The 24,973-nt window shown below is 69.3% G+C and carries 21 protein-coding genes; 12 read left to right on the top strand and 9 right to left on the bottom strand.

Annotated elements, in window-relative coordinates:
* Nucleotides 1–20: 20 nt before the first annotated feature.
* Nucleotides 21–1,988 (top strand): serine hydrolase, encoded by a 1,968-nt coding sequence (locus tag VHR41_06980; GenBank protein ID HEX3233923.1) that lies wholly within the window; start codon nt 21–23, stop codon nt 1,986–1,988.
* 3 nt (nt 1,989–1,991) lie between these two features.
* Entirely contained in the window at nt 1,992–3,659 is a 1,668-nt protein-coding gene (locus VHR41_06975; protein ID HEX3233922.1) for an amidohydrolase family protein, read from the top strand.
* Here VHR41_06975 and VHR41_06970 read toward each other — a convergent pair.
* Genes VHR41_06970 through menC form a run of 4 tightly spaced genes read right to left on the bottom strand, consistent with a single transcriptional unit; the run spans nt 3,652 to nt 8,220 of the window.
* Nucleotides 3,652–4,842 carry a M20 family metallopeptidase gene (locus tag VHR41_06970; GenBank protein ID HEX3233921.1) on the bottom strand — a complete coding sequence of 397 codons (1,191 nt, stop codon included), beginning with the start codon at nt 4,840–4,842 and terminating at the stop codon, nt 3,652–3,654. The genes VHR41_06975 and VHR41_06970 overlap by 8 nt on opposite strands.
* Nucleotides 4,842–5,711 carry a hypothetical protein gene (locus VHR41_06965; protein ID HEX3233920.1) on the bottom strand — a complete coding sequence of 290 codons (870 nt, stop codon included), beginning with the start codon at nt 5,709–5,711 and terminating at the stop codon, nt 4,842–4,844. Before VHR41_06965 ends, VHR41_06970 begins: the two co-directional genes overlap by 1 nt.
* Complete coding sequence (locus tag VHR41_06960) at nt 5,708–7,090, bottom strand: amino acid permease (protein HEX3233919.1); 1,383 nt, start codon at nt 7,088–7,090, stop codon at nt 5,708–5,710. The genes VHR41_06965 and VHR41_06960 overlap by 4 nt, the downstream gene beginning before the upstream one ends.
* The gene (gene menC, locus VHR41_06955) at nt 7,087–8,220 is read right to left on the bottom strand and encodes an o-succinylbenzoate synthase (GenBank protein ID HEX3233918.1); all 1,134 of its coding nucleotides are present in this window, start codon (nt 8,218–8,220) and stop codon (nt 7,087–7,089) included. Before menC ends, VHR41_06960 begins: the two co-directional genes overlap by 4 nt.
* A 98-nt stretch (nt 8,221–8,318) precedes the next feature.
* On the opposite strand from menC, the gene VHR41_06950 reads away from it, so the two are divergent.
* The 5 genes from VHR41_06950 (at nt 8,319) to VHR41_06930 (ending at nt 17,315) form a co-directional block, all read left to right on the top strand.
* Complete coding sequence (locus tag VHR41_06950) at nt 8,319–10,130, top strand: serine hydrolase (protein HEX3233917.1); 1,812 nt, start codon at nt 8,319–8,321, stop codon at nt 10,128–10,130.
* Nucleotides 10,131–11,714: a serine hydrolase gene (locus tag VHR41_06945; protein HEX3233916.1), complete on the top strand. Its 1,584-nt coding sequence runs from the start codon at nt 10,131–10,133 to the stop codon at nt 11,712–11,714.
* Nucleotides 11,711–13,459, top strand: coding sequence for a D-aminoacylase (locus VHR41_06940; GenBank protein ID HEX3233915.1), 1,749 nt, complete (start codon nt 11,711–11,713; stop codon nt 13,457–13,459). The genes VHR41_06945 and VHR41_06940 overlap by 4 nt, the downstream gene beginning before the upstream one ends.
* A gap of 608 nt (nt 13,460–14,067) precedes the next feature.
* A complete protein-coding gene (locus VHR41_06935; GenBank protein ID HEX3233914.1) occupies nt 14,068–15,084 on the top strand; it encodes a YncE family protein in 1,017 nt (338 codons plus the stop codon).
* A gap of 131 nt (nt 15,085–15,215) precedes the next feature.
* A complete protein-coding gene (locus VHR41_06930) occupies nt 15,216–17,315 on the top strand; it encodes an SDR family oxidoreductase (GenBank protein HEX3233913.1) in 2,100 nt (699 codons plus the stop codon).
* Nucleotides 17,316–17,327: 12 nt separating this feature from the next.
* Here VHR41_06930 and VHR41_06925 read toward each other — a convergent pair whose 3' ends face one another.
* The 4 genes from VHR41_06925 to VHR41_06910 form a co-directional block, all read right to left on the bottom strand.
* Nucleotides 17,328–18,209 carry a chromate resistance protein ChrB domain-containing protein gene (locus tag VHR41_06925; GenBank protein HEX3233912.1) on the bottom strand — a complete coding sequence of 294 codons (882 nt, stop codon included), beginning with the start codon at nt 18,207–18,209 and terminating at the stop codon, nt 17,328–17,330.
* 77 nt (nt 18,210–18,286) lie between these two features.
* Complete coding sequence (locus VHR41_06920; protein ID HEX3233911.1) at nt 18,287–18,868, bottom strand: hypothetical protein; 582 nt, start codon at nt 18,866–18,868, stop codon at nt 18,287–18,289.
* A gap of 159 nt (nt 18,869–19,027) precedes the next feature.
* The gene (locus tag VHR41_06915) at nt 19,028–19,438 is read right to left on the bottom strand and encodes a hypothetical protein (GenBank protein HEX3233910.1); all 411 of its coding nucleotides are present in this window, start codon (nt 19,436–19,438) and stop codon (nt 19,028–19,030) included.
* Between the two features lie 60 nt (nt 19,439–19,498).
* Nucleotides 19,499–19,894: a hypothetical protein gene (locus tag VHR41_06910; protein ID HEX3233909.1), complete on the bottom strand. Its 396-nt coding sequence runs from the start codon at nt 19,892–19,894 to the stop codon at nt 19,499–19,501.
* 175 nt (nt 19,895–20,069) lie between these two features.
* Between VHR41_06910 and VHR41_06905 the strand changes: the two genes are divergently transcribed.
* The 3 genes from VHR41_06905 to VHR41_06895 all read left to right on the top strand — a co-directional run bounded on the left by VHR41_06905 (nt 20,070) and on the right by VHR41_06895 (nt 21,672).
* A complete protein-coding gene (locus VHR41_06905) occupies nt 20,070–20,951 on the top strand; it encodes an alpha/beta hydrolase (protein ID HEX3233908.1) in 882 nt (293 codons plus the stop codon).
* A gap of 193 nt (nt 20,952–21,144) precedes the next feature.
* Nucleotides 21,145–21,516: a hypothetical protein gene (locus VHR41_06900; protein ID HEX3233907.1), complete on the top strand. Its 372-nt coding sequence runs from the start codon at nt 21,145–21,147 to the stop codon at nt 21,514–21,516.
* A gap of 3 nt (nt 21,517–21,519) precedes the next feature.
* A complete protein-coding gene (locus tag VHR41_06895; protein HEX3233906.1) occupies nt 21,520–21,672 on the top strand; it encodes a DUF3309 family protein in 153 nt (50 codons plus the stop codon).
* A 46-nt stretch (nt 21,673–21,718) separates the two neighbouring features.
* Here VHR41_06895 and VHR41_06890 read toward each other — a convergent pair whose 3' ends face one another.
* Nucleotides 21,719–22,957, bottom strand: coding sequence for an OmpA family protein (locus VHR41_06890; protein HEX3233905.1), 1,239 nt, complete (start codon nt 22,955–22,957; stop codon nt 21,719–21,721).
* A 272-nt stretch (nt 22,958–23,229) separates the two neighbouring features.
* On the opposite strand from VHR41_06890, the gene VHR41_06885 reads away from it, so the two are divergent.
* Nucleotides 23,230–24,168 (top strand): lysylphosphatidylglycerol synthase domain-containing protein, encoded by a 939-nt coding sequence (locus VHR41_06885; protein HEX3233904.1) that lies wholly within the window; start codon nt 23,230–23,232, stop codon nt 24,166–24,168.
* 217 nt (nt 24,169–24,385) lie between these two features.
* Nucleotides 24,386–24,973, top strand: a 588-nt coding sequence (locus tag VHR41_06880) for a hypothetical protein (GenBank protein ID HEX3233903.1), incomplete at its 3' end; no start/stop codon positions are given.

Raw genomic sequence — 24,973 nt, 5'->3', positions numbered from 1 at the left:
CCGTGATCCGGGCGGCTAGCATGGCGGCGCTCCTGGTCGTCGTGAGCCGTGAGGCCTCGGCTCAGAAACCCACCGCCCGGCCCCCGGCGCCATCGATCGAGCGGGAGGCGCCAGTGGGCGCTCCGGTGCCCGTCGCCCCCCAGCTCACCCGGGCGGACGTGGAGGCGTGGCTCGACGGCTACCTGCCGTATGCCCTGCAGCGGGGGGACATCGCCGGCGCGGTCGTGGTGGTGGTCAAGGACGGCGCGATCCTGCTGGAGAAGGGCTACGGCTACGCCGACGTCGCCAAGCACCGGGAGGTGGACCCGCAGCGCACCCTCTTCCGGCCGGGCTCGATCTCGAAGCTGTTCACCTGGACCGCGGCGATGCAGCTGGTGGAACAGGGGAAGCTGAACCTCGACCACGACGTGAACGAGTACCTCGATTTCAAGATTCCTCCCGCGTTCGGCAAACCGATCACCCTGCGCAACATCATGACCCACACGCCGGGCTTCGAGGAGGTCGAGAAGAACGTGATCGTGTCCGACTCGGTGGGGTTCGAATCGCTGGAAGCCTTCCTCAAGGACTGGACGCCGCACCGGATCTTCCCACCGGGCCAGGTCCCGGCGTACTCCAACTACGCGACCGCCCTCATGGGGTATGTGATCCAGCGGGTCTCGGGCGAGCGGTTCGAGGAGTACATCGAGCGCCACATCTTCGGCCCGCTGAAGATGGAGCATGCGACCTTCCGGCAGCCGCTCCCCAACAATCTCAAGGCCGACATGTCGCGGGGCTACCAGGTCGCCTCGGGAGACGCGAAGCCGTACGAAGTGGTGATCCCCGCGCCGGCGGGCAGCCTCGCCGCCGCGGGCCATGACATGGGGCTGTTCATGATCGCCCACCTGCAGAACGGGCGGCTCGGATCGGCGGAGATCCTCAAGCCGGAGACGGCCAAGCTGATGCACGGAACGGCGCTCACCATTCTGCCCCGGGTGAACCGCATGCTCCTGGGGTTCTACGAGACCAACCGCAACGGCCGCCGGGCGATCGCCCACGGGGGCGATAGCTACTGGTTCCACAGCGACCTGCACCTCTTCATCGACGACGGGGTCGGCATCTTCATCTCGATGAACAGCCCTGGCAAGGAGGGGGCGGCGGGCCCCATCCGGAGCACGCTCTTCGAGCAGTTCGCCGACCGCTATCTGCCGGGCGAGACCGAGGATGGACGGGTCGATCCCAAGACCGCGGCGGAGCACGCCAAATTGATTGCCGGCCACTACGACAACTCCCGCCGGGCGCAGTCCAGCTTCCTCAGCATCCTGGGCCTCATCGGGGACGCGAAGGTCACGACCAATGACGACAGCACCATCAGCCTCGCGGGACTGGACGGCCTCAACGGCCAGCCGAAGAAGTGGCGGGAGGTGTCGCCCTTCATCTGGCGCGAGGTGGATGGCAAGAACTGGCTGGCGGCCAAGGTGGAAGGCGGCAAGGTGGCGATGCTGAGCGGAGACGAGATCTCGCCCTTCATGATGTTCCTGCCCTCGCCCTGGTGGAGGTCGTCCGTCTGGCTGCTGCCACTGCTCGAGGTCTCACTGGCGGCATTGCTGCTGACGCTGCTGCTCTGGCCCACCACGGCCCTGGTGCGCCGGCATTACCGCACGGCCTTTCCGCTGGAGGGTGTACAGGCCTCCGCCTACCGATGGATCCGACTGGCCGTCGCGGCGACCCTGCTCACGCTGCTCGGCTGGTTCGGCCTGTTCTCCGTCCTCAACTCGCGCAACCCGGCGGTGACCGACCGGCTCGACCCCTGGGTCTGGCTGCTGCACCTGGCGAGCCTGGTTGTCTTCGTCGGCGCCGCGGCGATCGCGCTGTGGCATTGCCGCGTGGTCTGGGCAGGCAGGAGACGCTGGCCCGCCCGGCTCTGGAGTGTGGTGCTGGCCATCTCCCTGGTCACGGTCCTCGGGGTGGCCCTGATCTACAAGTTCATTGCCTTTAGCGCGCATTTCTGAGCGATGGAGCTTCGGGCACTGACCCGGGCCGCGCGATACGCCGCCATCGCGGCGCTGGGGGCCTGCGCCGGTCACGCCGCCATCAACGGTGTGGCGCCGGTGCCGGCCTACGACCTCGTCATCCGCAACGGGCGGGTGCTCGACGGCGGAGGCAATCCCTGGGTCCGGGCGGACCTGGCGGTCACGGGCGGGTTCATCGCCAAAGTCGGCGTGGTGCGCGAGCGGGGCCGCAAGGAGATCGACGCGGCCGGCCGCTACGTCTCGCCCGGCTGGATCGACATGATGGACCAGTCCGGCGAGGTGCTGCTGGAGAGCGGCTCCGCGGAGAACAAGCTGCGGATGGGCGTCACCAGCCTCATCGGTGGCGAGGGTGGCACACCGGTGCCCGCCGCCCAGGTCGGGAGCTACTTCGCCCGGCTGGAGCAGCAGGGCATCGCCGTCAACTTCGGGACCTACTACAGCGCCGCCCAGTCGCGGATCGATGCGATGGGCGACGCCGCCGGCGCGCCGACACCCGCGCAGATGGCCAAGATGAAGGCCGACGTCTCACTCGCCCTGGAGCAGGGAGCCTTCGGAGTCTCCAGCGCACTGATCTATCCGCCGGAGAGCTTTCAGAGCACCGCGGACCTGATCGAGCTGGCCAAGCTGGGCGCCAGGTGTAACGGGTTCTACGCCACCCACATGAGGGACGAGAGCGAGAACCTGGTCTCCGCCATCCGGGAGGCGGTGGAGATCGGGGAGAAGGCGGGGGTGAAGGTGGAGATCTTCCACCTCAAGGCCGCGTATGCCCCTGGGTGGGGACGCTTGATGCCGCAGGCGATCGCCGAGGTGGAGGCGGCCCGCGCCCGTGGGGTGGACGTGGCGGCGGACATGTATCCCTACGAGGCCGGCGGGACCGGGCTCAGCATCACGGTACCCAACTGGGTGTTCGCCGACGGCGAGGAGCGGGGCTATCAGCGGCTCAGGGATTCGACGGTGCGGCAGCGCCTCAAACGCGAGGTCGCGGCGGGCTCGCTCCCGGGCTGGTCCAACCTGGTGCAGGCCTCCGGTGGCTGGGATCATGTCGTGCTCGCGAACGCCTACAATCCCAAGTACGAGGCGGATCGCTCCCACAGCATCGCCGAGATCGCGCGAGCGCAGGGCCGGGACCCGGCGGACGTCGCCTGGGACATCGTGCTGGATGCGCTGCCCAACCGGGCGATGGCGCTGTTCTTCTTCATGGACGAGAGAGACATCGAGACCGCCCTCAGCCAGCCGTGGACCAGCATCGGGAGCGATGCGGCCGCCGCGGTGAAGTTCGGCGAGGTGGATGCGCTGGGCCTGCCCCACCCGCGGGCCTACGGCACCTTTCCGCGAGTGATCGCCGAATACGTGAAGAAGCGACATCTCCTGACCCTGGAGCAGGCGGTGCGGAAGATGACGTCCTGGCCTGCCGCGCGCATGGGTCTCAGCGACCGGGGTGTCATCCGGGAGGGATTGCGGGCCGATCTCACCGTGTTCGACTACGACCGCATCAAGGACGCGGCGACCTGGGAGCACCCGACCGCGGCACCCACCGGCATCGATTACGTGGTGGTGAACGGTGTGCTCGCGGTGGAGAACGGCGCCTACACCGGGGCCAAAGCGGGCCGGGTGCTGCACGGCGGCTGCTGGCGCCAGTCAGTCAAGTAGCCAGGGCCGCCGCGGCGCGTCGCGCCGTCTCGGCCAGGACGGCGGCCCCGACCAGCGCGCTTTCCTCGGCGGCGTAGAAGCCGGACGAGTGCGCCGGCAGCCAGGCCCCACCGGGCTCGCGCGCGCCGATCCGCAGGAAACAACCCGGCATGCGCTCCAGGTAGAAGGCGAAGTCCTCGCCACCCATGTTGGTGCCCGCCAGCGGCACGTCGGCCCCGGGCCCCAGGACGGAGCGCACGGCCTCGCGGGCCCAGCCGGTCGGTTGAGCAAGGTTTACGATGGGAGGCGTGCCCTGGTCGAAGCTGACCCTCGCCCCGAGATGGTGCGCCTCGGCCACCCGCTCGGCGACGTGGCGCAGCTCCTCCAGCAGCAGCGCGCGCGATGCGGCGTCCACCGCGCGCACGGTGCCGGTGAGCACGGCGCGGTCGGGAATGATGTTGTCGGCGGTGCCGGCGTGGATCGTGGCCACGGTCACGACGCCGGGCACGGCCGGATCGAGCCGGCGGGAGACCAGGGTCTGCAGCGCGCCGATCAGGGTGGCCGCCCCCACGATCGGATCGGTCGCCTCGTGGGGCCGGGCGCCGTGAGCGCCCGCGCCGCTGAGCTCGATCGTGAAGAAGTCGGCGGAGGCGGCCACCGGCCCCTCCTGAGCCACGACCTGACCCACCTCGTATCTGCGGTCCACGTGGGCACCGAAGATCGCCGCCACGCCATCGAGCGCGCCGCTCTCGAGCACGGCCGCCGCTCCCTCGGCGGCCTCCTCGGCGGGTTGCAGCAGGATCAGGACGTCCCCGTGCGCCGGAGCCTTCCGAAGCAGCAACGCGGCGCCCACCGCCCAGGTCGCATGGATGTCGTGGCCGCAGGCGTGCATCACGCCGAGGATCTCGGAGGAGAAGGGCAATCCGGTCGCCTCCTGGATCGGCAGCGCGTCGATATCGCCTCGGATGGCGACGACCGGTGTGCCGGTCCCGCGGCCGGGGATCCGGGCCAGCACGCCGGTGCCTGCCACGCGTCGGACGTCGGAGGCGCCGAGGCCTGTCAGCGCCTGCTCGAGACGAGCGGCCGTGCCCTCTTCCTGCCAGGAGAGCTCGGGATGCCGATGCAGGTCGCGGCGGAGGGCGGTGAGCCAGGCGATCTCGTCTGCGGAGAACGCCTCGGCGATACCGGCGGGAAGCGGGCCCACTAGCTGCCCTGGGTGAGGCGGTAGAAGCCGCGTCCCTCGGTGCGGTGGAATCCGCTGACGCGGTAGCCGCGCTGCAGGTAGCCGAGGAAGGCCTCGCGGGTCGTGTCCCGCCACGCGCGCGCCAGGTCGGGCGCGTCGGCGATCACCTGCTGAATATCCCCCGGGATGGCGATGTACACCTCGGGGAAGGTGTCGATCGGGTGCATGGTGGGGGGGCGGCCGACCTGGTCCTCCCGATTCACCACGAGGCGGGCGGGCGGCGGCGCGGCGAGCCCGTGGTCCTGCGCCGGCACCCGCGGCGTGGCGGTAAGATCCCAGGAGAGGATGAACCGATCGGTGCCCACCGCGCTGTGGAGCGCGCTGCCGGTATCGAGGCCGTACATGTCCGGCACGTACTCGGCCACCGTCGCGCCCAGGCCGTTGAGGTTGAGCTGTGCGTTGCGGGCCACCAGCGGATCGAAGGTCCACAGCATCCGGGTCGCGCCGAGCGGCAGCACCAGGGAGCGCTGGAACAGCTTGAGCCGGCGCCCGATGCCGCGATCGCGAGCCGCGGGGCGAACCGCCAGCAGGTCCGACCAGTGGACCAGTCGTCCGTCCTGCACGCCGGTCATGCCGAACACGAAGCCGAGCATGCCCCCGTCCGACGGCGCGAAGGCGGCAGCGGTCACGCCCCCGAGATACTGGCTCACCCGGAAGATGGTGCTGGGGACCCGCTCGTTGAAATCGCGTCCCCAGGTTTCGTCCTGGATGCGCACGCACTCCTCGTACTCGGCCTGGGTCTCCGCCCGGCGGATCACCACGCCGTCGGGCCCCACCTCAGTGGCGGCGGGAGCCGGCTCGAAGCTCACCCGGCGCTGCGCAGAGCTCATTCGCGGGATTCTCCGGCTCCGCTCGGGGCCAGGACGTCGGGGAGCGGAGTGGCGCCGCGCCGGCGCCAGATGAAGTACGCAGGTGAGCCGAGCAGCACCACGCCCAGTCCCACCGCCGCGCGCGCGGGCTGGGCCACGATGGTATTGATCACGATGGCCGCCGCGGAGGCGACGAACAGAACGGGCGTGACCGGATACCCCGGCACCCGGAAGGGCCGCGGGGCCAGCGGCTCGCGGCGGCGGTAGCGGAACACGCTGAGCGCGCCGAGACCGTAGAAGAGCCAGCCGATGAACACCACATAGGTCAGGAGTTGCTCGAACGTCCCGGTGGCTGCGAGCAGCATCGCCCAGGCGGAGCAGGCGAGGATGGCAAAGGCCGGCGTCCCGAACCGGGGATGCACCTCGGCCAGCCGGTGAAAGAAGATCCCGTCGCGCGCCATGGCGAAGAATGCCCGGGGAACGGTGAGCACGATCCCATTCGCGGCGCTGAAGATCGAGACCAGGATCATGAGCGCGATGAGCTTGCCGGCCACCGGCCCGAAGAGCACCGTGGCCGCATCGGCCGCGACGCGATCGGTTCCGGCCACACCCGCCGGCCCCAGGGCCGCAAGGTACCCGACGGAGGCCAGCAGGTAGATGGCGATCAGCATCGCGGTGCCGAGCACCAGCCCGCGGTGGAAGGTGCGCTGCGGGTCTTTGGCCTCGCCGGCGGAATAGGTGACGTACTGCCACCCTTCGTAGGCCCAGAGCGTGCCGATCATGGAGAGGCCGAAGCCCGAGAGAATGCGTGGAGAGACCGCTTCGGGCCACAAGGTGCCATGGAGACCGTGCAGCCCGCGGCCCCACAGCAGGAACGCGCAGCTCATGATCACGATGCCGGCCACTTTGAGGAACGTGGTCAAGTCCTGCACCCGCGCGCCGCTCCGGGTGCCTCGCACATTGACGACCGCGATCACCCCGATGATGGCGATCGCGGTGACCCGGCCAGCCACCGGGCCGAGCGGCACGAGCTGCCCCAGGTAGGCGACCCAGGCCACCGCGAGCGTCGCCACCGAGCCGCTGCCGATAATGAAGAAGAGGGTCCAGCCGAAGAGGAACGCGGGAAACGGACCGAACGCGTCACGAATGTAGATGTAGAGGCCACCCGCCTTCGGGTGCATGCCTCCAAGCTCCGCGTAGGTGAGTGCGCCGAGCAGCGAGAGCACGCCTCCCACCAGCCAGACCAGCAGCGCCAGGCCCACCGACCCGCCGGACTGGCGGAGGACCGCGCCAGGGACGATAAAAATCCCCGAACCGATCACCGTGCCGATCACGATGTAGATCAGCTGCTGAACGCCGAGGACGCGGCCCAGCTCGGCACGCGCGGGAGCGCTGCTCACTGGGCTCGCCTCAGCCGCTCTTCCCGCACCGTGAGCTCCGCGATCCGGTCCCGGTCGACCGTCACCCCGATGCCCGGCTGGTTGCGAGGCACCGCCATGAGGCCCTCGCTGTTCATGGTCCATTCCGGGCTCACGATGTCCTCGGTCCAGTACCTCGCGCTGGGAGAGATGTCGCCCGGCTTGACGAAATTGGGCAGCGAGGCCAGAGCCACGTTGTAGGCCCGGCCCACCCCGCTCTCCAGCATGCCGCCGCACCACACCGGGATTCCCGCCCGGGCGCAGAAATCGTGGATGGCGATCGACGGACCGAAGCCCCCCACGCGTCCCGGCTTGATGTTGATGATGCGCCCGCTCCCCAGCGCGAGCATGTCCTCGGCCCGGTCGAGCGAGGTGATGGACTCGTCCAGGCAGAGCGGTGTCCGGAGCTGCCGCTGGAGCTTGGCATGCCGGTGGAGATCGTCCCAGGCGAGGGGCTGCTCGATCATCATGAGCCCGAACTGGTCGAGCTCGACCAGGCGGTCGGTATCGGCCAGCGAATACGCGTTGTTGGCGTCCGCCATGAGCGGGGCATCGGCGCCCAGGGCCTGGCGTGCCGCGAGGATGTAGGCCACGTCGGCCCCGGGCTCGATCTTGATCTTGACCTTGCGATACCCCGCCGCCAGCGCCTGGCCGGCCCGCTCCACCAGCACGGCCGGGCTGGACTGGATGCCCAGCGAGATGCCCACCTCGATGCACGGGCGGGTGCCGCCCAGCCGGACGGCGAGCGGGAGCCCGCGCTGCACGGCGTCCAGTCCCCAGACCGCCATCTCGACGGCGGCCTTCGCCATCAGGTGACCGCGGAAGTCACGCTCAAGGGCGGGGAAGACCTGGTCCGGCTCGTCGAAGCTGTGCCCCAGCACCCGGGGCGCCACCCAGTGCCGGATGGCGAGCCAGGCGGTATCGATGGTCTCGGGGCTGTAGTTGGGCTGCTCCGGGGCGACGCACTCGCTCCAGACCGACGCCCCGGACGCGTCCTCCAGCTCGAGCAGCAGGATGCGCCGGAGGGTCTGGGTCCCGGAGGAGATGCGGAACGGCTCCTGGAGCGGGAGCTGGATCTCGCGGAGCGTGAGCCGCTCGGGACGGACGGTCACCGGCCGGCTCTGTTCACTGGATTCAGGATTGTATACATTGCTCACCAACAATGGGTGCCCGGGGCTGCGGGCGCAAGTCCTTCGAATGGGAGCCGGTCATGCGATGCGCTCTCCTGCTGTTCCTGGTACTCCTCCGCCCCTGGGCTCCGGTCTCGGCGCAGGGCAAGCCGCTGGAGGGCTTCGACGCCTACGTCACCCGGAGCATGGCCGCCTGGAAGGTGCCGGGCCTGGCCGTCGCCATCGTGCGGAACGACTCGGTGGTGCTGGCCAAAGGATACGGCGTGCGCACGCTCGGCAAGCCCGACCCGGTGGACGCCCACACGCTCTTCGCCATCGGATCGTCCAGCAAGGCGTTCACCGCCATGGCGGTGGCCATGCTGGTGGACCAGGGCAAGGTCAAGTGGGACGACCGGGCGACGAACTATCTCCCCGAGCTCCAGCTCTATGACCCCTACGCCACCCGCGAGCTCACGGTGCGCGACCTGCTGACCCATCGGAGCGGGCTCACCGCGGCGGACCTGATTCTCTACGCGGAGCACATGACCCGGGACAGCGCCCTCCACCAGGTCCGCTACGTCAAGCCCGCTTATAGTTTCCGCTCGCATTTCGGCTACTCCAATCTGATGTACCTCGCGGCCGGGCAACTCACCGCGCGAGTGACCCGCGCCTCCTGGGACGACGTGGTGCGCCAGCGGATCTTCATCCCGCTGGGCATGACCGCCAGCAACACCAGCGTCACCCCGCTGAACCGCCTGCCCGACGTGGCGACCCCGCACGAGGAGGTGGACGACACGGTGCGGGCGATCCCCTACTTCAACATCGACGCCATTGGCCCTGCTGGGTCGATCAACTCCAACGCGCTGGACATGGCCCAATGGGTCCGCTTCCAGCTCGCCGGCGGCAAGGTGGGTGGCAAGCCGCTGATCAGCGCGGCCGCGTTCCAGGAAACCCACACGCCCCAGACCGTGGTGCCGCTCGAGGGCTTCTGGAAGCTGGCGGCAGAGGATGCCCACCTGCTGAACTACGGGATGGGCTGGTTCCTGCACGATTACAAGGGCCGGGGCGTGGTGCAGCACGGCGGGAACATCGACGGCATGAGCGCCCTGGTGGGAATGCTGCCGGAGGAGAAGACCGGGATCGTCGTTCTCAGCAACCTGGGCGGCAATGACCTGACCTACGCCCTCATGTACCGGGTGTTCGACGCCTACCTCAAGCAGCCGGCCAAAGACTGGAGCGCCGTCTTCCTCAAGGCGTCACGCGAAGCCCAAACGCAGGCCAAGGCAGAGCGGAAGAAGACCGAAGCCCAGCGCGTTCCCGGCACCTCCCCCTCGCTGTCGCCCGAGAAGTACGCCGGCATGTATACCGACACCCTCAACGGCGACGCGGTGGTCCGGCGGGAGAAGCCGGGCCTCGTCCTGCAGTACGGCACCCTGGTGGCCGACCTCGCCCACTGGCAGTACGACACCTTCCAGGCCACCTGGCGGCAGCGCCGGCTGGGGAAGAGTTACGTCACCTTCACCCTGGACGCCACCGGGAAGGTCGACAAGATGAACGTCGTCGATCTCGCCGAGTTCCGGCGAAAGCCCGAGGTGGCCGACACCACGCCGGGCATCCGGCTCGCCCAGGCGGAGCTGCCGCGCTACACCGGTTCCTTCGCCTCCCCGTCCTTGCCGATCACAGCCGAAGTGCAGCTGGTGGACGGTCAGCTCAAGCTCACCGTGCCGGGGCAGCCGGTCTATACCCTCGTCCCGGTGACCGCCACCCGGTTCCGTCTGACCGGCGACGAGGTGCAGGCCGGGTTCTTCCTGGAGTACACCATCGATGGAGGCACCGTGCAGCGAGTCACCCTGGTGCAGCCAGACCCGCAGCCGGCTCTCACGCTGGTTCCCAAGCGCGCGGCGGGCCGATAGATGACCATGACTCGTGTGGCCCTCCTGGTGCTGCTCGTCGGGCTGGCGCCCGGGCTCTGCCCCAGCGCCGCGGGGCAGGCCGGGCCGCCGGCCGATCTCGACGCGTACGTCACCCGGGCGCTCGCGGCCTTCGACACGCCCGGCGCGGCGGTAGCGGTGGTGAAGGACGGCCGCGTCGTGCTCGCCAAAGGGTTCGGCGTCCGCCGTCTGGGGCAGCGGGCGCCGGTGGACGCCCACACACTCTTTCAGATCGCATCCAATACCAAGGCGTTCACGACCGCGTCGCTGGCGATGCTGGTGGACGAAGGCAAGCTGGCCTGGGACGACCCGGTGACCCGCCATCTCCCCTGGTTTCAGCTCTCCGACGCGTACGTCACCCGAGAGCTCACGGTCCGCGATCTCATCACCCACCGCAGCGGCCTCGGTCTCGGCGCCGGCGACCTGCTGTGGTATCACTCCGACTATTCGCGCGACAGCATCCTGCGCCGCATCCGGTACGCCAAGGTCGCCTCCAGCTTCCGGAGCGAGTTCGCCTACGACAACGTGCTCTACGTGGCGGCGGGCGAGGTGATCCCGGCGGTGAGCGGGTTGACCTGGGAGGAGTTCATCCGTCGCCGGATCTTCCTCCCGCTCGGCATGACCGAGGCGCGGCTCACGGCCCGCGGAGTCCGTCCGGAGGAGAATTTCGCCGACGCGCACAGCAAGGTCGACGGCCGGCTCACGGTCATCGCCCGGGACACCTTCGACGCGACCAACGCGGCGGGCGGCGTGGTGGCGAACGTGACCGACCTGGCGAAGTGGATGATCGTCCAGCTCGACTCGGGGCGGGTCCGCGGCGCTGGCCCGGGCGACAGCGGCCGGCGGCTCTGGACCGCTGAGCGGACCCAGGAGATGTGGTCGGGCCAGACCATTCAGCCGATCAGCGAGATTCCCAAGTCGCTGGGGGACTTCCGGCCGAACTTCTATCTCTACGGGCTCGGCTGGGACCTCCGGGACTACCGAGGCCGGAAGCTGGTCAGCCACACTGGAGGCCTCGATGGCATGACCTCGCGGACGCTGCTGGTGCCCGCGGAGCGACTGGGCATCGTCGTGGTCACCAATGGAGAGTCACCGCTCTCGACGGCGGTGGCGTGGCACGTGCTCGATCACTATTTCAAGGCGCCTCCCACCGACTGGATCACCCGGCTCGCCGACTACGTGCGGTCGGCGGAGGCAGAGGCGCACGAGGTCGAGCGAAAGGCCGCCGGCGCCCGGCATCAATCGTCCCCGTCGCTGCCGCTCGCTTCCTACGCCGGCCGCTATACCGACCAAATGTATGGCGACGTCACCCTCACCGAGGAGTCTGGGAGGCTGGTACTGCGCTTCAGCCACTCGCTCGCGCTCACCGGTGATCTGGAGCATTGGCAGTACGACACGTTCGTGGCCCACTGGCGCCAGCACAACATCCCGGACATCTACGTGACCTTCGCGCTCAAGCCGGACGGCTCCATCGACACGATGAAGATGGCCGCCGTGTCGCCCCTGGCCGATTTCAGCTACGACTTCCAGGACCTTCTGTTCCGTCCGGCGGAGACCCGGCGATGAGGGCCCGCGGGCGAGGCTACCTGTGGGCCGGTGCGGCCTTGGGCGTGACCGCGTGTCATCCGGGTCCGGGAGCGGTCCAGGCCGCGCCGTCGGTCCGGTCGCACTACGACGTGATCATCGGCGGTGGTCACGTGGTGGACGGGACGGGGAATGCCTGGTTCGCCGGAGACATCGGTGTGGCAGGCGACCGGATCGCCCATGTGGGGCCGGCGGGCAGCCTGGCCGCCGCCACCGCGCCGGTCCGGATCGACGCGAAAGGGATGGTGGTCGCGCCTGGCTTCATCGACATTCAGAGCGGGTCGTACGACAACCTGCTGGTAGGTGACGGCCACGCGCTGAGCAAGGTGACCCAGGGCGTGACCACCGAGATCATGGGCGAGGCGTACACTCCCGCGCCGTGGAACGACAACGTCCAGGCATTCGCCGACTTCTTCTTTCCTTACACCGACAGCGCGACGATCAGGGCCGCGGTGGCGCCGTTCAAGGGGCCGCACGGATTCGGCGTGTGGCTCGATGCGATGGAGCGGCATGGCATCTCGGTCAATGCCGGCTCCTTCCTCGGTGCCACCACGGTACGCACCTACGTCAAAGGGCAGGCCGAGGGATCGCCCACGCCCGCGGAGCTCGACAGCATGCGGACGCTGATGCGCGGGGCGATGGAGGACGGCGCCTTCGGGCTGGGCACCGCCCTGATCTATCCGCCGGGGAGCTATGCGTCCACGGCGGAGCTGGTCGAGCTCGCCCGGGCGATGGCGCCGTACCACGGCGTGTACATCACCCACATGCGCTCCGAGGCGGACCACTTCCTGGAGGGCATGGACGAGGCGCTCGCCATCGGCCGGCAGGGCGGGGTGCCGGTCGAGATCTACCACCTGAAGGCCGCAGGCAAGCGCAACTGGCCCAAGGCGGCCCAGGCCATCGCCAAGATCGACTCGGCCCGCGCGGCAGGGCAGGACGTGTCGGCCGATATGTACCCCTATACGGCGGGCGGCACCTCGCTTTCCGCCTGCCTGCCGCCCTGGGCATCGGCCGACGGAAAGCTGCTGCAGAACCTGAAGGACTCGACCACGCGGGCGCGGATCCGGGCGGATGTGCTGGCGGAGCGATCCGACACCTGGGAGAACCTGTGTCAGCTCGCCACGCCGGAAGGGGTGCTGGCCGGCGGGTTCGAGCTGGCCGCGAACAAGCGCTTCGAGAACAAGAGCCTGGTGGAGATCGCGGCCGCCAGGCGGCAGGAATGGGTCGACGCGCTGATGGACCTCACCCTGGAAGAGCAGGGGCGGCTCGGTGGCATGTTCTTCATCGCCTCGGAGGACAACCTGGCCTTGCAGATCCGGCAGCCCTGGATCAAGATCGGCACCGACGCGGGGGCGAGCGACCCGGCGGACACCCACGGCACCGAGACGCATCCCAGGGCGTACGGGACCTACACGCGCATTCTTGGACGGTTCGTCCGCGAGCAGCACATCCTCCCTCTGGAGGACGCCGTCCGCAAGATGACCAGCGCGGTGGCCGAGCGTCTCTCCTTGCGGGACCGCGGCCTCTTGCGCGAGGGGATGTACGCCGATGTCGTGGTCTTCGACCCGGCGACGGTGATCGACCACGCCACCTACGAGCACACCCACCAGCTCTCGACCGGTATCCGGGAGGTCTTCGTGAACGGAGTCGCGGTGGTGCGGAACGGGGCGCACACCGGAGCGAAGCCGGGAAGGGTGGTGCGGGGGCCGGGGTGGACGGGGCGTTGAGCGGGGGGGCGGGGAGCTGGGGAGGCTCGCTCCGGTCACAACAGGCCGCCCCGGGGCGCACGTCGCACGAGGAAATCACACGGCCTGACTCTCTGCGCGAGCCTCCCCAGCCCCCCAGGCACGCGCAGTGCGCGTGAGCGCGGCAGTGCCGCGCTGGTACAGTGGTGGGCACAACGGCGTTGCGCGATGGTCGGGTCGCACGTGCCCGCGGGCGCCGATGCTCGGGCGCAGGCGGCGGGCGGGGATCGCGGAGGGAGTCAGGCCGTGTGATGCCGGTCTAGCTCCGTGCCCCCCGGGGCGGCCTGTTGTGACCGGAGCGAGCCCCGCCCGTCGCCGGAGCCGGCCCCCCGACCGCGCCCGACGCCGCCGACCCCCGCCCGTGGCCAACGCCCTGGACCACCCGAGCTCACTCGCAGTAAAGTCACTTCCCGCTCCAACCCACCTCGAATGGCAGGTTAGACCGTACCGGCTCCCCAGCCTAGTCAGCACCCCCGGGTGTCGGCTATGATTCCCGAATCGCATCCAAAATTGTTGGCTGATCCGGCACCGGCGGCGTGGACCGCGTCCGCCCAGACCCAGGCTTGTGAGTCGAAAGGAGCGCATGCCCTATGCGGCTGAACACGCTATGGTCGGCGGCCCTGGTACTGGGAACCGCCTGCACGTCCGAGCAAGCCTCGACTGATCCGTCCCCCGGCGAGAGCACCTTCTCCGACCTGAGCGCGCCTACCCGGCCTCGCGGAGTGGTGGAGAACGTGCAGACCCCAAGCGCGTGGGGCGTCGCGGTGCGGGATGATGGGCTGGCGTACTTCACCGAGCTGCTGGATGGCGGGGTCGGCATCGTGAGCACCAAGTCCCGCGCCCTCAGCGGGTTCATTCCCACCGGCGGGCTGCCCACCGGGATCGTCTTCGCGCCCGATGGGAAGCGGGCGTATGTCGCCAACCAGTCGGGGTCGGTGAGCGTGCTCGATGTGGCCTCACGAGCGGTGGTCGGGAGCTTGGCCGTCGATCAGCCGCTCGCGGTCCGGGTCTCACCCGATGGCCGGCAGCTGTTCGTGGCCACCGGAGTGAGTACGCTTCTGGTGGTGGACATCGCCACGCTCGCCGTCGTCCGGACCATCGAGCTCGGCTTCTCCCCCAACGGTTTCGCGGTCCATCCCGATGGACGGCGCCTCTACGTCAGCGGATTCGTCGGCCTCAGCGGATTCGTGGACGGCATGGTGTCGGAGATCGATATGGTGAGCGGCAGTGTTCTCCGCAGCTTTACCGTAGGCGACACCCCGCAGGAGATGGCGCTCGACCACAGAGGCACCCGACTCTACGTCGCGAACGAGGGGCCGCTCGCGGGCGGGGGCGGATACCTGACCGAGATCCCCCTTCAGACCGGGCTGCCCTCGGCTCCCATCGCACTCCAGGGCGGTGGCTTCGGGGTGGGGATCACCCCGGACGACGCCGAGGCCTACATCTCGATTCCCAGCGCGGGCGTCGTGCAGATCTTCAAGCTGCAGAACCGTCGGCTCACCAAGACCATTCAGGTCGGTGGCTCGCCGCGGCGGATTGCCTTCAGCCAGCGGGGCAGCGTGGCTGCCGTCACCAACCAGGACGGCTTCATCAGCTTCGTTCACTGACCCCGGCGAGAGTGAAGGCGGCAGGGTGAGGCAGGGTGGGGCAGAGTGAGGCAGGGGCCGCCACACCTTGCCCCACCTTGCCCCACCCTGCCCCACCTTGCCTCACCTTCCTTTCCCCGCATTTTCCTCCCATGCCAACCCACAGCACCCCACCGATCCGGCCTGACGCGTGGCCGGCAGACCGGGCCGTCGGGGGCGACCCGCTCGACGGCCTGATTCAGCTCTCCCATCTGCTGGGCGACGACCTCCGCCTGGTGCAGCCCGGCGGTGGGAACACTTCCATCAAGCTGATGCTGCCCACCGAGCCCGACGGCCCGGTGGAGGCGCTGGTGGTGAAGGGGAGTGGCACCGATCTGCGGACCATCGGACGGGATGGCTTCACCTGGCTCGGGCTCTCCCGGTTGGCCGCGCTCCGCCAGGCGGAGACGATGAGCGACCCGGAGATGATGCGGTTCATGGCGGGCTGCATGCTCCGGGAGGGGCCGGCGCCCAGCGTCGAGACTCCACTCCACTCGCTGCTGCCCTATCGGGTCGTCGCCCACACCCACGACGTCGCCACCATGAGCCTGACCAACGTCCCCGAGGCCACCGGGCGGCGGCTGGTCGGCGAGCTGTTTGGCGGCGAGATCATCTACCTGCCGTACGTGCGACCGGGCTTTCCCCTGGCCCGCATGGTGAGCGGACTGCTCGATCAAATCCCCGAGAACGCCATCGGGATGGCGATGGCGCACCATGGGTTGGTGGCCTGGGGCGACGATCCGCGGCAGTGTCACCGGCGCCTGCTGGAGGTCATCGGAGAGATCGAGGAGTATCTGGCCAGCCGACGGCAGGGTCGCGTCGTGCTGGGGCCGCCCCGCCATGCCGTCCCGCCCCTTGAGGAGCGGCGCCGTCTGGCCGAGCTGGTCCTGCCGGTGGTGAGAGGTGCCCTGGGCACACCGGAGCGGCTCATCGTTCACTTCGAGGATGACGAGCGCGTGCTCGCTACTCTGGCGGCCGAGCGCGTATCCGAGCTGGTCCGCCGCGGGATGGCGACGCCGGAGCACCTGCTGCGGGCCGGACGCCTTCCGCTCTGGCTCGAGCTCGATCCGGCGGCGCCCGCGGATCAGGTGATCGCCCGGACTCGGGAACAGCTCGCCGCCGCGCGGGCCGAATACGAGCAGTACCACGCCCGCCACGCCACCCCGGCCGAGCGCCCGCTCGACGATTGGGCCAAGGTGGTGCTGGCGCCCGGACTCGGCGTGATCACCGCGTTCCTCGACAAGCGCGGCGCCGAGACCGCCAGCGCCTGCTACCGTGCCACCCTCGAGGCCATCACCAACGCGGAGGCGGTCGACCGCTTCGAGTTCATCCCGGAGGCCGATGTGTTCGAGTTCGAGCACTGGCCCCTCGAGCGGCGCAAGATAGAGGAGCAGATCGCCAGGGAGCGGACAACCAGGCTGCTGCCTCGCCATGTGGTCGTGGTGATCGGAGGTGGTAGTGGCATCGGCAAGGCGGCCGCGAGGCGCTTTGCGGAAGCAGGCGCCCACGTGGTGATCGCCGACCTTGACGCCACCGTCGCGGACGGAGTCGCCGCCGAGGTCGCCGCCGATTTTCCTCGGCGGGCCGTGGGCGCGCCGGTCGACGTGCGGGAGGACGCCAGCCTGGACGCGCTCTTCCGGCGCGCGGTGCTCCAGTTCGGCGGCCTGGACTGCCTGTTTTACACCGCCGGCCTAGCCCCCCGCTTCGCCCCGATCACCGCGGTCCGCCGCGAGGACCTGCAGCACCAGCTCGAGGTGCACTACCTGGGTGCCGTGGCGGCCGTGGGGCAGGCTGCGCGAATCATGCGGCGCCAGGGGTTGGGCGGGTCGATCGTGGCGTCGGTATCCAAGGCGGCGCTGGTGCCCGGGCGGGAGGCCGTGGCCTACGGAGGAAGCAAGGCCGCCCTCCTGCAGGCACTGCGGGTGGCGGCAATGGAGCTGGGCGAGGATGGCATCAGGGTGAACGCCATCAATGCCGATCAGATCGATACGCCGCTCTTTCTCCGCTTCGTGCGCGAGCGGGCCGCCAGTCGCGGGATCAGCGTCGAGCAGCAGCTGGAGAGCTATCGCACCCGCAATCTCCTGGGGGCGAGCCTCATCCCGGCGGAGGCGGTGGCGGATCTCGCGGTGCTGCTGGCGAGCGACCGGTTCCGCTTCACCACGGGAGACATCCTGACGGTGGATGGCGGACTGCCGGAGGCCTTCCCCCGCTAAGGTACCGCCGGCTCAGCGGAGCGCGTCGTACAGCGCATCGAGCACGGCACTGCCCTGCGCGATCCGCGCCTGATCCTTGGCATGGCGGCGGGCGATGCCGTCGATGACCCGTTCCAGCCCGGGTGCTTCGGGACGAGCGAACTTCCCGTCTCTCAGATCGATGTCGTGCACCATCTCCCCCACTGCCTGGAGCCCGGGCTCCTCCAGCCCGAACCGGGCGAGCAGGACCTCGAAGGTGCAGCGCTCCCCCTCGTGGGTGTACTCGGCCTCGAACATGTCGAACCGGACTTCGCGCGGAGCGGGGCGATAGCCGCGCTCCTCCACGAACCGGAACCGGGCTGAGCGGTCGATGAAGCGGCGGATGAGCCACGCGCTCGCGATGCGGTCGATGTACACCCCTCGGCGGGTGACCCAGGTCTGGCCGGGCTTCCGGGCGCGGGCGCCGCTCCCGCCTGGACGCGTCTTGGCGAGCGGTCGGAAGCGCCGTTCCACCCGCTGCAGTGCCGCCTCGGCGGCCTCGCGGGACGGAGCGCCGAAGAAGTCGATCGCGCCGATCTCCGCCAGCCGGCGGCGGAGCCGGGAGAGGGCAGACTCGAGCTCGGCACGCCCCTGAGCATCCAGCTCGCGCCCGGCCGGTGTGCCGCGCAGCAGTTCCTCGGCCTCGCCGGCCACGGCCGAATACTCCGACTCTCGTGCGACTCGGAAGAGCGCCTCGATCTGACCATCGGTGAGGCCCTCCACGAACTGGGCCTCGCAGATCGACGCCTCCCCGCCCGCCGCACCGATCTCCCGGACCAGCCACTGGAAGTGCTCGGCCGCCGGCTCGCTCTCCGGCAGGGCGTAGACCGAGCTCTTGATGGCGACGGCCCCGATGCGCTGCAGCCGTCGCCAGATCTTGACCCGGAGGTAGTCGGGCTTCGCGGGGAGCTGGTGGATCAGGAGCAGCCAGCGGCGCCCCGGGCCCGACGGGGTCAGGAGAATCCTCGCACGCTGATGCCGGCGTCGATGGCGCGCCAGGGCATCGCTCCATCCCGCGGCGGCGATCCGATCAGGGCGTCCAGGCCTACGGCGCCAGTCGCCGGATCGAAGAAATGCTCGGCGGCCGCGGCCGCGGCGATCCGGGCCACCTCGGGCTCGCCGAAATACCGCCGCGCCCGCTCCAGGGCCCTGGCCGGAGTGAGCCGGTCCCGTTCGGTATGGAGTGCGACGGCCTCCACCAGGGCCAGCGCCGCGCGCTCGGACTCGCTGAACACCGTGCTGGTCTCGTACGCCCGCAACTGGCTCAGCTGCTCCCGGGGAAAAAACGCCTTGAGCCAGCGGTGGCGGGCCTGGGCAATGCACCACTGACAGGCGCTGAGCTCAGCGGCGAGCTGCCCGACGAGCAGCTCGATCCGGCTTTCGAGTCGAACACCGCTGGTCGACCACTGTCCCAGCGCGACGTAGGCCGAGAGCAGGCCGCCAGCCGGCGCTGAAGGCAGGGGCTCACGGCTGCCGTTCGCGAGCCACCGGGCCAGGCGGGTCAGCGGTCCCGTCAGACGGAAGGAGTGCCGCATCGAATCCCCCAGCTGTGGCTTATGATACGATTGAACATTGCAACGATACAACTGTATCATGGGCGGCCGGGTCACGCAAGGCGCTGCCACGGGTGGGATTCGGAGAACGCGAGCTGTCGGTGAGATGGATGGTGGAACCGTGCGACCGGGCCGGCCTGCTCAGGCGAGACGCCACTCCGCCACCGTGGCGTGCGCCCGTCCGCGGCCCTGGTCCGGGATGATGGTCAGCTCGAGGGCGGTGACGGCGGGCAGATCGACGTCGAACTCCTCGATCTCGCTGGTGGAACCGCCGGGGCTGAAGGTGTATTGCTGCCGCACCAGTTCGCGGAACGATCGCCCGCCGTCCGGCGACCAGCGAAGACAAAACTCCTGGGTCCGCTCGGCGTCGGCTTCATCGAATCGCAGCCGGATGCGCCGCAGCGGCTGCGGCTGATTGAACAGTAGGCGGATGCTCTGGGTCCCAGGCTCCGCAGCACGCCAGCCGGCGCCGAGCGGCTGCAGTGCCGCCTCGATCGGGTGGGCCGGATCTTCGGAGGTGAGCTCCGCATGGGCCTGCGCTCCCAGGTCCAACCAGGCGTCCTGAGGGCGCAGAGTCTCATCCGCAGGTCGAACCAGCCGCTTCTGCATCCGCTACCAGGTCAGGATCTGCAGCTCGTCCAGAAACGCGGCCACCGACACCAGCGAGGTGAGGCTGGGCGCCTGCCTGAACTGGTAAGCTGCCTCTCGGAGCGCGGGCTTGACCGGCTCTCCCGTGCGCCGCCGATATAGCCGATAGGAGTCTCCCAGATCGTGGAACACGCGTCGGAGCGACTGGGTCTCGCGCATCTCCTCGGGGGTCTGGGGGGAAGCATCGAGCGTCGGACGGTCCATTGCTGGACGGGAGCGCCCCGACTTCGGGCGTGAGGCGCTGGCACGCCGGTCGACCGCAAGGCCCGCGTCGGTCACCCGCGCCAGCACGCGGTCGGTCAGGCTCTGGGGGAATCGATCGATCGATGAGGTGCTCGAGCGCGGAGTATCGTTGGGCATCGGGTCCTACCAGTAGATGAGGGAAACACCTCCGAGCGGAAGTGGTGCAGAGGTGAACGAAACCTAGCGGGACGGACTGCGCATCGCGAGCCGCTGGCTCCGGCTGTTTGTGTTCCCCACTGCGGGGGGGTAACTTCTCATGCCCGCCCTTCCTTCTTCCCATCTCGAGATTCTCATGCTGCTGCTGACCCTGGCCCTCCTGGCCGGCTCCGTCGATAGCTCGATCGTTCGTGACATTGAGGTTGCTCCCGGCGAGATGATCCGCACCACCAGCGTCGGGACTGGCCAGCCCCTGGTCTTGCTTCCCGGCATCTTCGGCGCCGCCTTCGGATACCGCACCATCACCGGCCCGCTGGCAGCGCGCGGGTATCGGGTCATCGTGGTCGAGCCGCTGGGCTACGGCTGGTCCGGTCACCCCAAGGGCGCGGACTACTCCTTCAGCGCCCAGGGCGCGCGGGTCGGCCAGGCGCTGGACCGGCTGGGCGTATCCCGCGCCCTGTTCGTGGCGCAGTCGAGCGGAGCGGCCATCGCCTTCCGCCTCGCCATTCTCCGACCGGGCCTGATCAGCGGCCTCCTCTCCATCGACGGCGGTCCCGCCGAGAGCGCGGCGACCCCGGGCATGCGACAGGCTTTCAAGTTCGGCGGCGGTCTGGTAAAGCTGGCACTCGACGAGTCGAAGCTCCGGCATGACGTGCGGCGCGAGATAGTAAAGAACTCGGGCGATACCACGTGGGTGACCGATGCGGTGATTCGCGGTTACACCGCCGGCCAGACGGCCGACATGAACGGCTCGATCGACGCTTTCCAGCGAATGTCCAAGTCGAAGGAGGAGGTACCGCTGGCGGATCATCTCCACGAGTGCGCCATGCCGGTGCGGCTGCTGGTTGGCTCGGTCTCCCATCCGGCGGAGGTGACCGACGATCAACGGAAGCTGCTGCTCGCCAAGCTGCCGGATTTCAAGACCGACAGCGTGCCGGGATCGGGCCAGTACATTCAGGAGGAGCAGCCCGCCGCGGTGCTCGCCGCGGTGGCCCGATTGGCCGAAGCCGCCCATTGACCCGCTGAGACACTACCCGGCCGGCTCCGCGTAAGTCGAGCCGGCCGTTGCTCTTCCGAGCCGCCACAGACCTGACGTTCTCCTACCGTGATCGCCCTCACCGCCTGACCGGCTCCTCTGTCCCACCCTGAACGATGGTCCACCGCCTTGGCGGTGCTGGAAGCCTTCGCCCACGTCTGAGGGGAGGTCCAAGATGGATTCCAGGGAATTCGCCGCAACCGTCTCCACACCGGTGCTGCAGAATACCGTACGCAACCAGCGTCGGCCGAATGCCCGCCTGCGCTATGAGCCGACCGTCGTCTACCAGCTGGCCGAGCGGGCCAGATCCCGCGGAGTTGACTTGAACGCGATGCAGGGTCCCTGGCGGGCCGGCCAGCGGCCGCTCCGGGCACCGGGCCGCAACAGCCTGAACGCGATTCCTATCGTTACCAACGAGCGCACCCAGGTCATGGTGGATACCGCCGAGCACGCGGTCGATGTCGCCGGGCTGTTGAACTGGTGCGGGGTACGCGATCTCGATCCTGTGCCCGACCTGGTTCCGCCAGAGAGAGCCAGGGTGCACTGACCGATGTCCACCATCCTGATCATCATTCTGGTCTTGCTGCTGATCGGTGCGCTGCCGACCTGGGGCTACAGCAGCGGATGGGGCTACTGGCCCAGCGGAGGGCTGGGACTCGTCCTGCTCATCCTGGTCATCCTGCTGCTCATGGGGCGGATCTAGCCCACGGCGCGGTGCCCAATGCACCGCGCCGAACGCGCCGCGCCGGTCAGTCGGTGCGGCGCAGCTCCACCCGGCGGTTCTGCGCCCGGCCCGACGCCGTCTTGTTGCTGGCCACCGGCTGATCCCAGGCGTAGCCCTTGACCGTCAGCCGGTCCGCTTCCACCCCGTGCTCCACCAGGAACGCCTTCACCGCATCGGCGCGCTCCGTCGAGAGGCGCTCGTTGAGCGTGCGCGGCCCGGTATTGTCGGTGTGCCCGCCGACCTCGACCTTGACCTCGGGGTTGGCCACCAGTGACTGCGCCACGTCTCCCAGAATGTCGCGTGACTCAGGGAGCAGGACCGCCTTGCCGACCTCGAAGTTCACTCCCCGGAGCGTCACCCGGGTCTGCTTCTGGGCCATCATGGCGCGGAGGCTGTCTCTGAGGGCCACGCGGCTCAGACTGTCCTTGAGCGCCGCGATCCGTGCCCGGTCCCGGGTAGTCCGAAGGCTGTCCCGCAACGCCGCGGTACGGGTGCTGTCCGCCTTGGCCGCCGCCACCAGGCTGTCCTGCAGCGCCTGCTTCTGCGCCGCGATCTTCTCCTGGGCCACTCGCGCGCTGTCCGCCTGCTTCGCCGCCGCCTCGGCGGCTGCCTTTTCGGCCGCCTGCGCGGCACGGGTCGAGTCCTGCACCGCCGCCTGACGCAGTGAATCCTCCCGGGCACGCGTGGCCGAGTCGGGCTCGGCGGCGCGGGCAGGCTCCGCCGGCTGCGCCGTGCGCTGGCCGGACAGGAAGCTGAGCCCGACCTGCAGGCCCCAGTTCACGTTGTCGCCCGCCCCGTTGGCGGGAGTGGGGATGTAATCCAGATAGGCGGTGAGCCGAATCGAGGGCAGCCCGTTGAGTCCGAAACGAAACCCCGCGAGTGCCGTTGCGCCGTCATCGTGGAAATCGGCGTCGTGGCGATACTCGTTGTGCACGTACCCCGCACCGAGGAGGAGCGCGCTCTGGGTTCCTGCTGGGACATTGTACAGCAGCCGGGCGCGGAGTGGAAAGTAGTAGACCTGGGAATCGCCGAGGCCGGGGGTCGGGGTGAACGATCCCTCCGCCTCTATCTCCCACTTTCTCACCGGGAACACGCCGAGGTGGAGTCCGGCTCCGCCTTTGGCCTGCTGCAGCCCGAGTGTCTTGTCGAAGTAGGTGGCCTGACCGAAAGCGCCGACCTCGAAGGTGCCGGCGGCCTGGGCTGCCGCCTCCGACGTCACCAGGGTGGCGAACAGGGCCGCCACCAGCAAGCCTGAACCGCGCATCCGCACCCCCGCTGGTTGGAGATGAGTCCGCGCTGGACGCGCGGCTGAGGTGGAGCGGGTTGAGAATCGGAACGCGCCGGGCGGGACGCGGTGATGTGGATCACGCGAGGTTGGCTCCAGTTCGGTTCCAGAGGGCCTTCGACACGGCCTCGCAGACCAGCCCAGGGGGCATGGTTCCGTGACCGAACTCACCGACCGCGAGCCGCGTTCCCCGGTATCGGTAAACGGTGAGCTCTACCTCGGGTTCATCCACTTCGAGCAGACGCCGCCTCATGAGCGTCGCCCTCGGCGTACTCCTCTTTGCCGGGGCCGTCTACGTGCTGCGCTCCGAGCTGAGGCAGCATTCGCTGCAGGAGATTCTGGCCGAGCTGCGGAGCTTTCCTCGCGTCCGCCTGGTGCTCGCGGTGCTCGCGACCGGGCTGGGCTACCTGGCGCTCGCCGGGTATGACGCGATTTCGCTGGCCTATCTGGACCGCCGCCTTCCGGCGCGCCGCATCATATACGCAGCATTTCTCGGCTACGCCTTTGCCAACAGCCTGCCGCTGTCGGTGGTCACCGGCGCGACGGTGCGCTACCGGCTGTACTCCCAGTGGGGTCTCGCCCGGGACCAGGCGGCCCGCGTCGTCACCCTGAACACGATCACCTACGCCGTGGGCCTCCTGGCCACGGCGGGAGTGGCGTTGGCCGTCCAACCGGTGCTGCTGCCCGGGTTCCTCCACTTGCCGCTCCGTTCAGCACGTCCGATCGGCTTCGCCTGCCTTGTCGTCGTGGCAGCCTACCTGGCCTGGAGCAGCCGGCCGGGCGGCGATCTCCGGATCTGGCATTGGGACCTGCCGCGCCCGACGCTCGGCCGGGCGGTGGCTCAGATCGGCGTCTCGGCGGCGGACTGGGTGTTCTCCGGCGCGGCGCTCTACGTGTTGCTGCCCCACCGGGTGCCCTTCCACGTGTTTCTTGCGGTATTCCTGCTGGGCCAGATCGCCTCGCTGGTGGCGCAGATTCCGGGCGGCCTCGGCGTGTTCGAGGCGGTCGTGCTCTGGGGCCTCCGGCCGGCGCTGTCCACCCCCGCCATTCTCATCGGCCTGGTCGGGTACCGGCTGGTCTATTTCGTGTTGCCCCTCATCCTGGCAACCGTCATCTGGGTGCTGCGGGAGGCACGCGGCTGGGTTCGCCGCCGGTGGCCGGCGGTCCGTCGGGCCACCGCGGGTCGATAAACCAAGTCGAAGGGAATACGCCACTTCGACCTTCACGGCCGAAGCGGATGCACTACTTGACCGTTGCTTGACTGGTGACCAGTAGCCTGCTGCCTCGCCGATGGCGGCAAGCTTGACAGCCGCTTCGGCGGTGGGATACTAAACCGAGGGTGCCAGGGCCGGCTCGTGGGGTCACGGTCTGGCCATCCGACCCACATACGAGGACCCAAATTCCTCCATGCACATCGCCATTGCCTTCCTCCGAGCTCGGTGCCCACGCGTGGTGGGGCCTCTCGCCCTGCTGCTGGGGCTGGCCTACGGCTGCGGTGGTGGCGATCTCGAGTGCGGTGGCCCCTTCTGCGTTCCGCCCCCGGGACCCCAGGTAGCGACCCGGCTGCTGGCGGGTCATGGAGATGGCCAGACTGGTGTGCCAGGTCGCGAGCTGCCCCTGCCGGTGGAGGTCATCGTCACGGACGAGGAGGAGCGTCCGATCCCGGGTGTTGCGGTGACGTTCACGGTTACTCAGGGGGGCGGAAGCGTCTCCGCCGCCACGGTCCAGAGCGACATTCAAGGTCTCGCCCCCGTGCGATGGACGCTTGGTGCCCAGGCCGGCACCCAGACCATCCAGGCGACGGCGACCGACACATCCGGCGACGATCTCAGTGGCTCCCCTCTCAGCTTCACCGCCCACGCGGTTGTGCCCCTGGCGGCGAGCATTGCGATTCGGCAGGCGCCGCCCGATACGGTGCGGAACGGGATGGTGTTCGAGCGGCAGCCGGTGCTGGTGCTGCTGGACGCGGATGACCGGCCGGTCGCGGGAGCTGAC

Source organism: Gemmatimonadales bacterium, from assembly GCA_036265815.1.
GTDB lineage: Bacteria > Gemmatimonadota > Gemmatimonadetes > Gemmatimonadales > GWC2-71-9 > CAVVWJ01.
This window is presented reverse-complemented; position numbering and strand designations above follow the sequence as displayed.

Coding starts and splice junctions, on each gene's coding strand:
- VHR41_06900 (HEX3233907.1), top strand. CDS start 21,145: ATGGATTCCAGGGAATTCGCCGCAACCGTCTCCACACCGGTGCTGCAG.
- VHR41_06950 (HEX3233917.1), top strand. CDS start 8,319: ATGCGATGCGCTCTCCTGCTGTTCCTGGTACTCCTCCGCCCCTGGGCT.
- VHR41_06965 (HEX3233920.1), bottom strand. CDS start 5,711: ATGAGCTCTGCGCAGCGCCGGGTGAGCTTCGAGCCGGCTCCCGCCGCC.
- VHR41_06885 (HEX3233904.1), top strand. CDS start 23,230: ATGAGCGTCGCCCTCGGCGTACTCCTCTTTGCCGGGGCCGTCTACGTG.
- VHR41_06890 (HEX3233905.1), bottom strand. CDS start 22,957: ATGCGCGGTTCAGGCTTGCTGGTGGCGGCCCTGTTCGCCACCCTGGTG.
- VHR41_06935 (HEX3233914.1), top strand. CDS start 14,068: ATGCGGCTGAACACGCTATGGTCGGCGGCCCTGGTACTGGGAACCGCC.
- VHR41_06895 (HEX3233906.1), top strand. CDS start 21,520: ATGTCCACCATCCTGATCATCATTCTGGTCTTGCTGCTGATCGGTGCG.
- VHR41_06980 (HEX3233923.1), top strand. CDS start 21: ATGGCGGCGCTCCTGGTCGTCGTGAGCCGTGAGGCCTCGGCTCAGAAA.
- VHR41_06945 (HEX3233916.1), top strand. CDS start 10,131: ATGACCATGACTCGTGTGGCCCTCCTGGTGCTGCTCGTCGGGCTGGCG.
- VHR41_06920 (HEX3233911.1), bottom strand. CDS start 18,868: ATGCGGCACTCCTTCCGTCTGACGGGACCGCTGACCCGCCTGGCCCGG.
- VHR41_06975 (HEX3233922.1), top strand. CDS start 1,992: ATGGAGCTTCGGGCACTGACCCGGGCCGCGCGATACGCCGCCATCGCG.
- VHR41_06910 (HEX3233909.1), bottom strand. CDS start 19,894: ATGCCCAACGATACTCCGCGCTCGAGCACCTCATCGATCGATCGATTC.
- VHR41_06940 (HEX3233915.1), top strand. CDS start 11,711: ATGAGGGCCCGCGGGCGAGGCTACCTGTGGGCCGGTGCGGCCTTGGGC.
- VHR41_06930 (HEX3233913.1), top strand. CDS start 15,216: ATGCCAACCCACAGCACCCCACCGATCCGGCCTGACGCGTGGCCGGCA.
- VHR41_06905 (HEX3233908.1), top strand. CDS start 20,070: ATGCTGCTGCTGACCCTGGCCCTCCTGGCCGGCTCCGTCGATAGCTCG.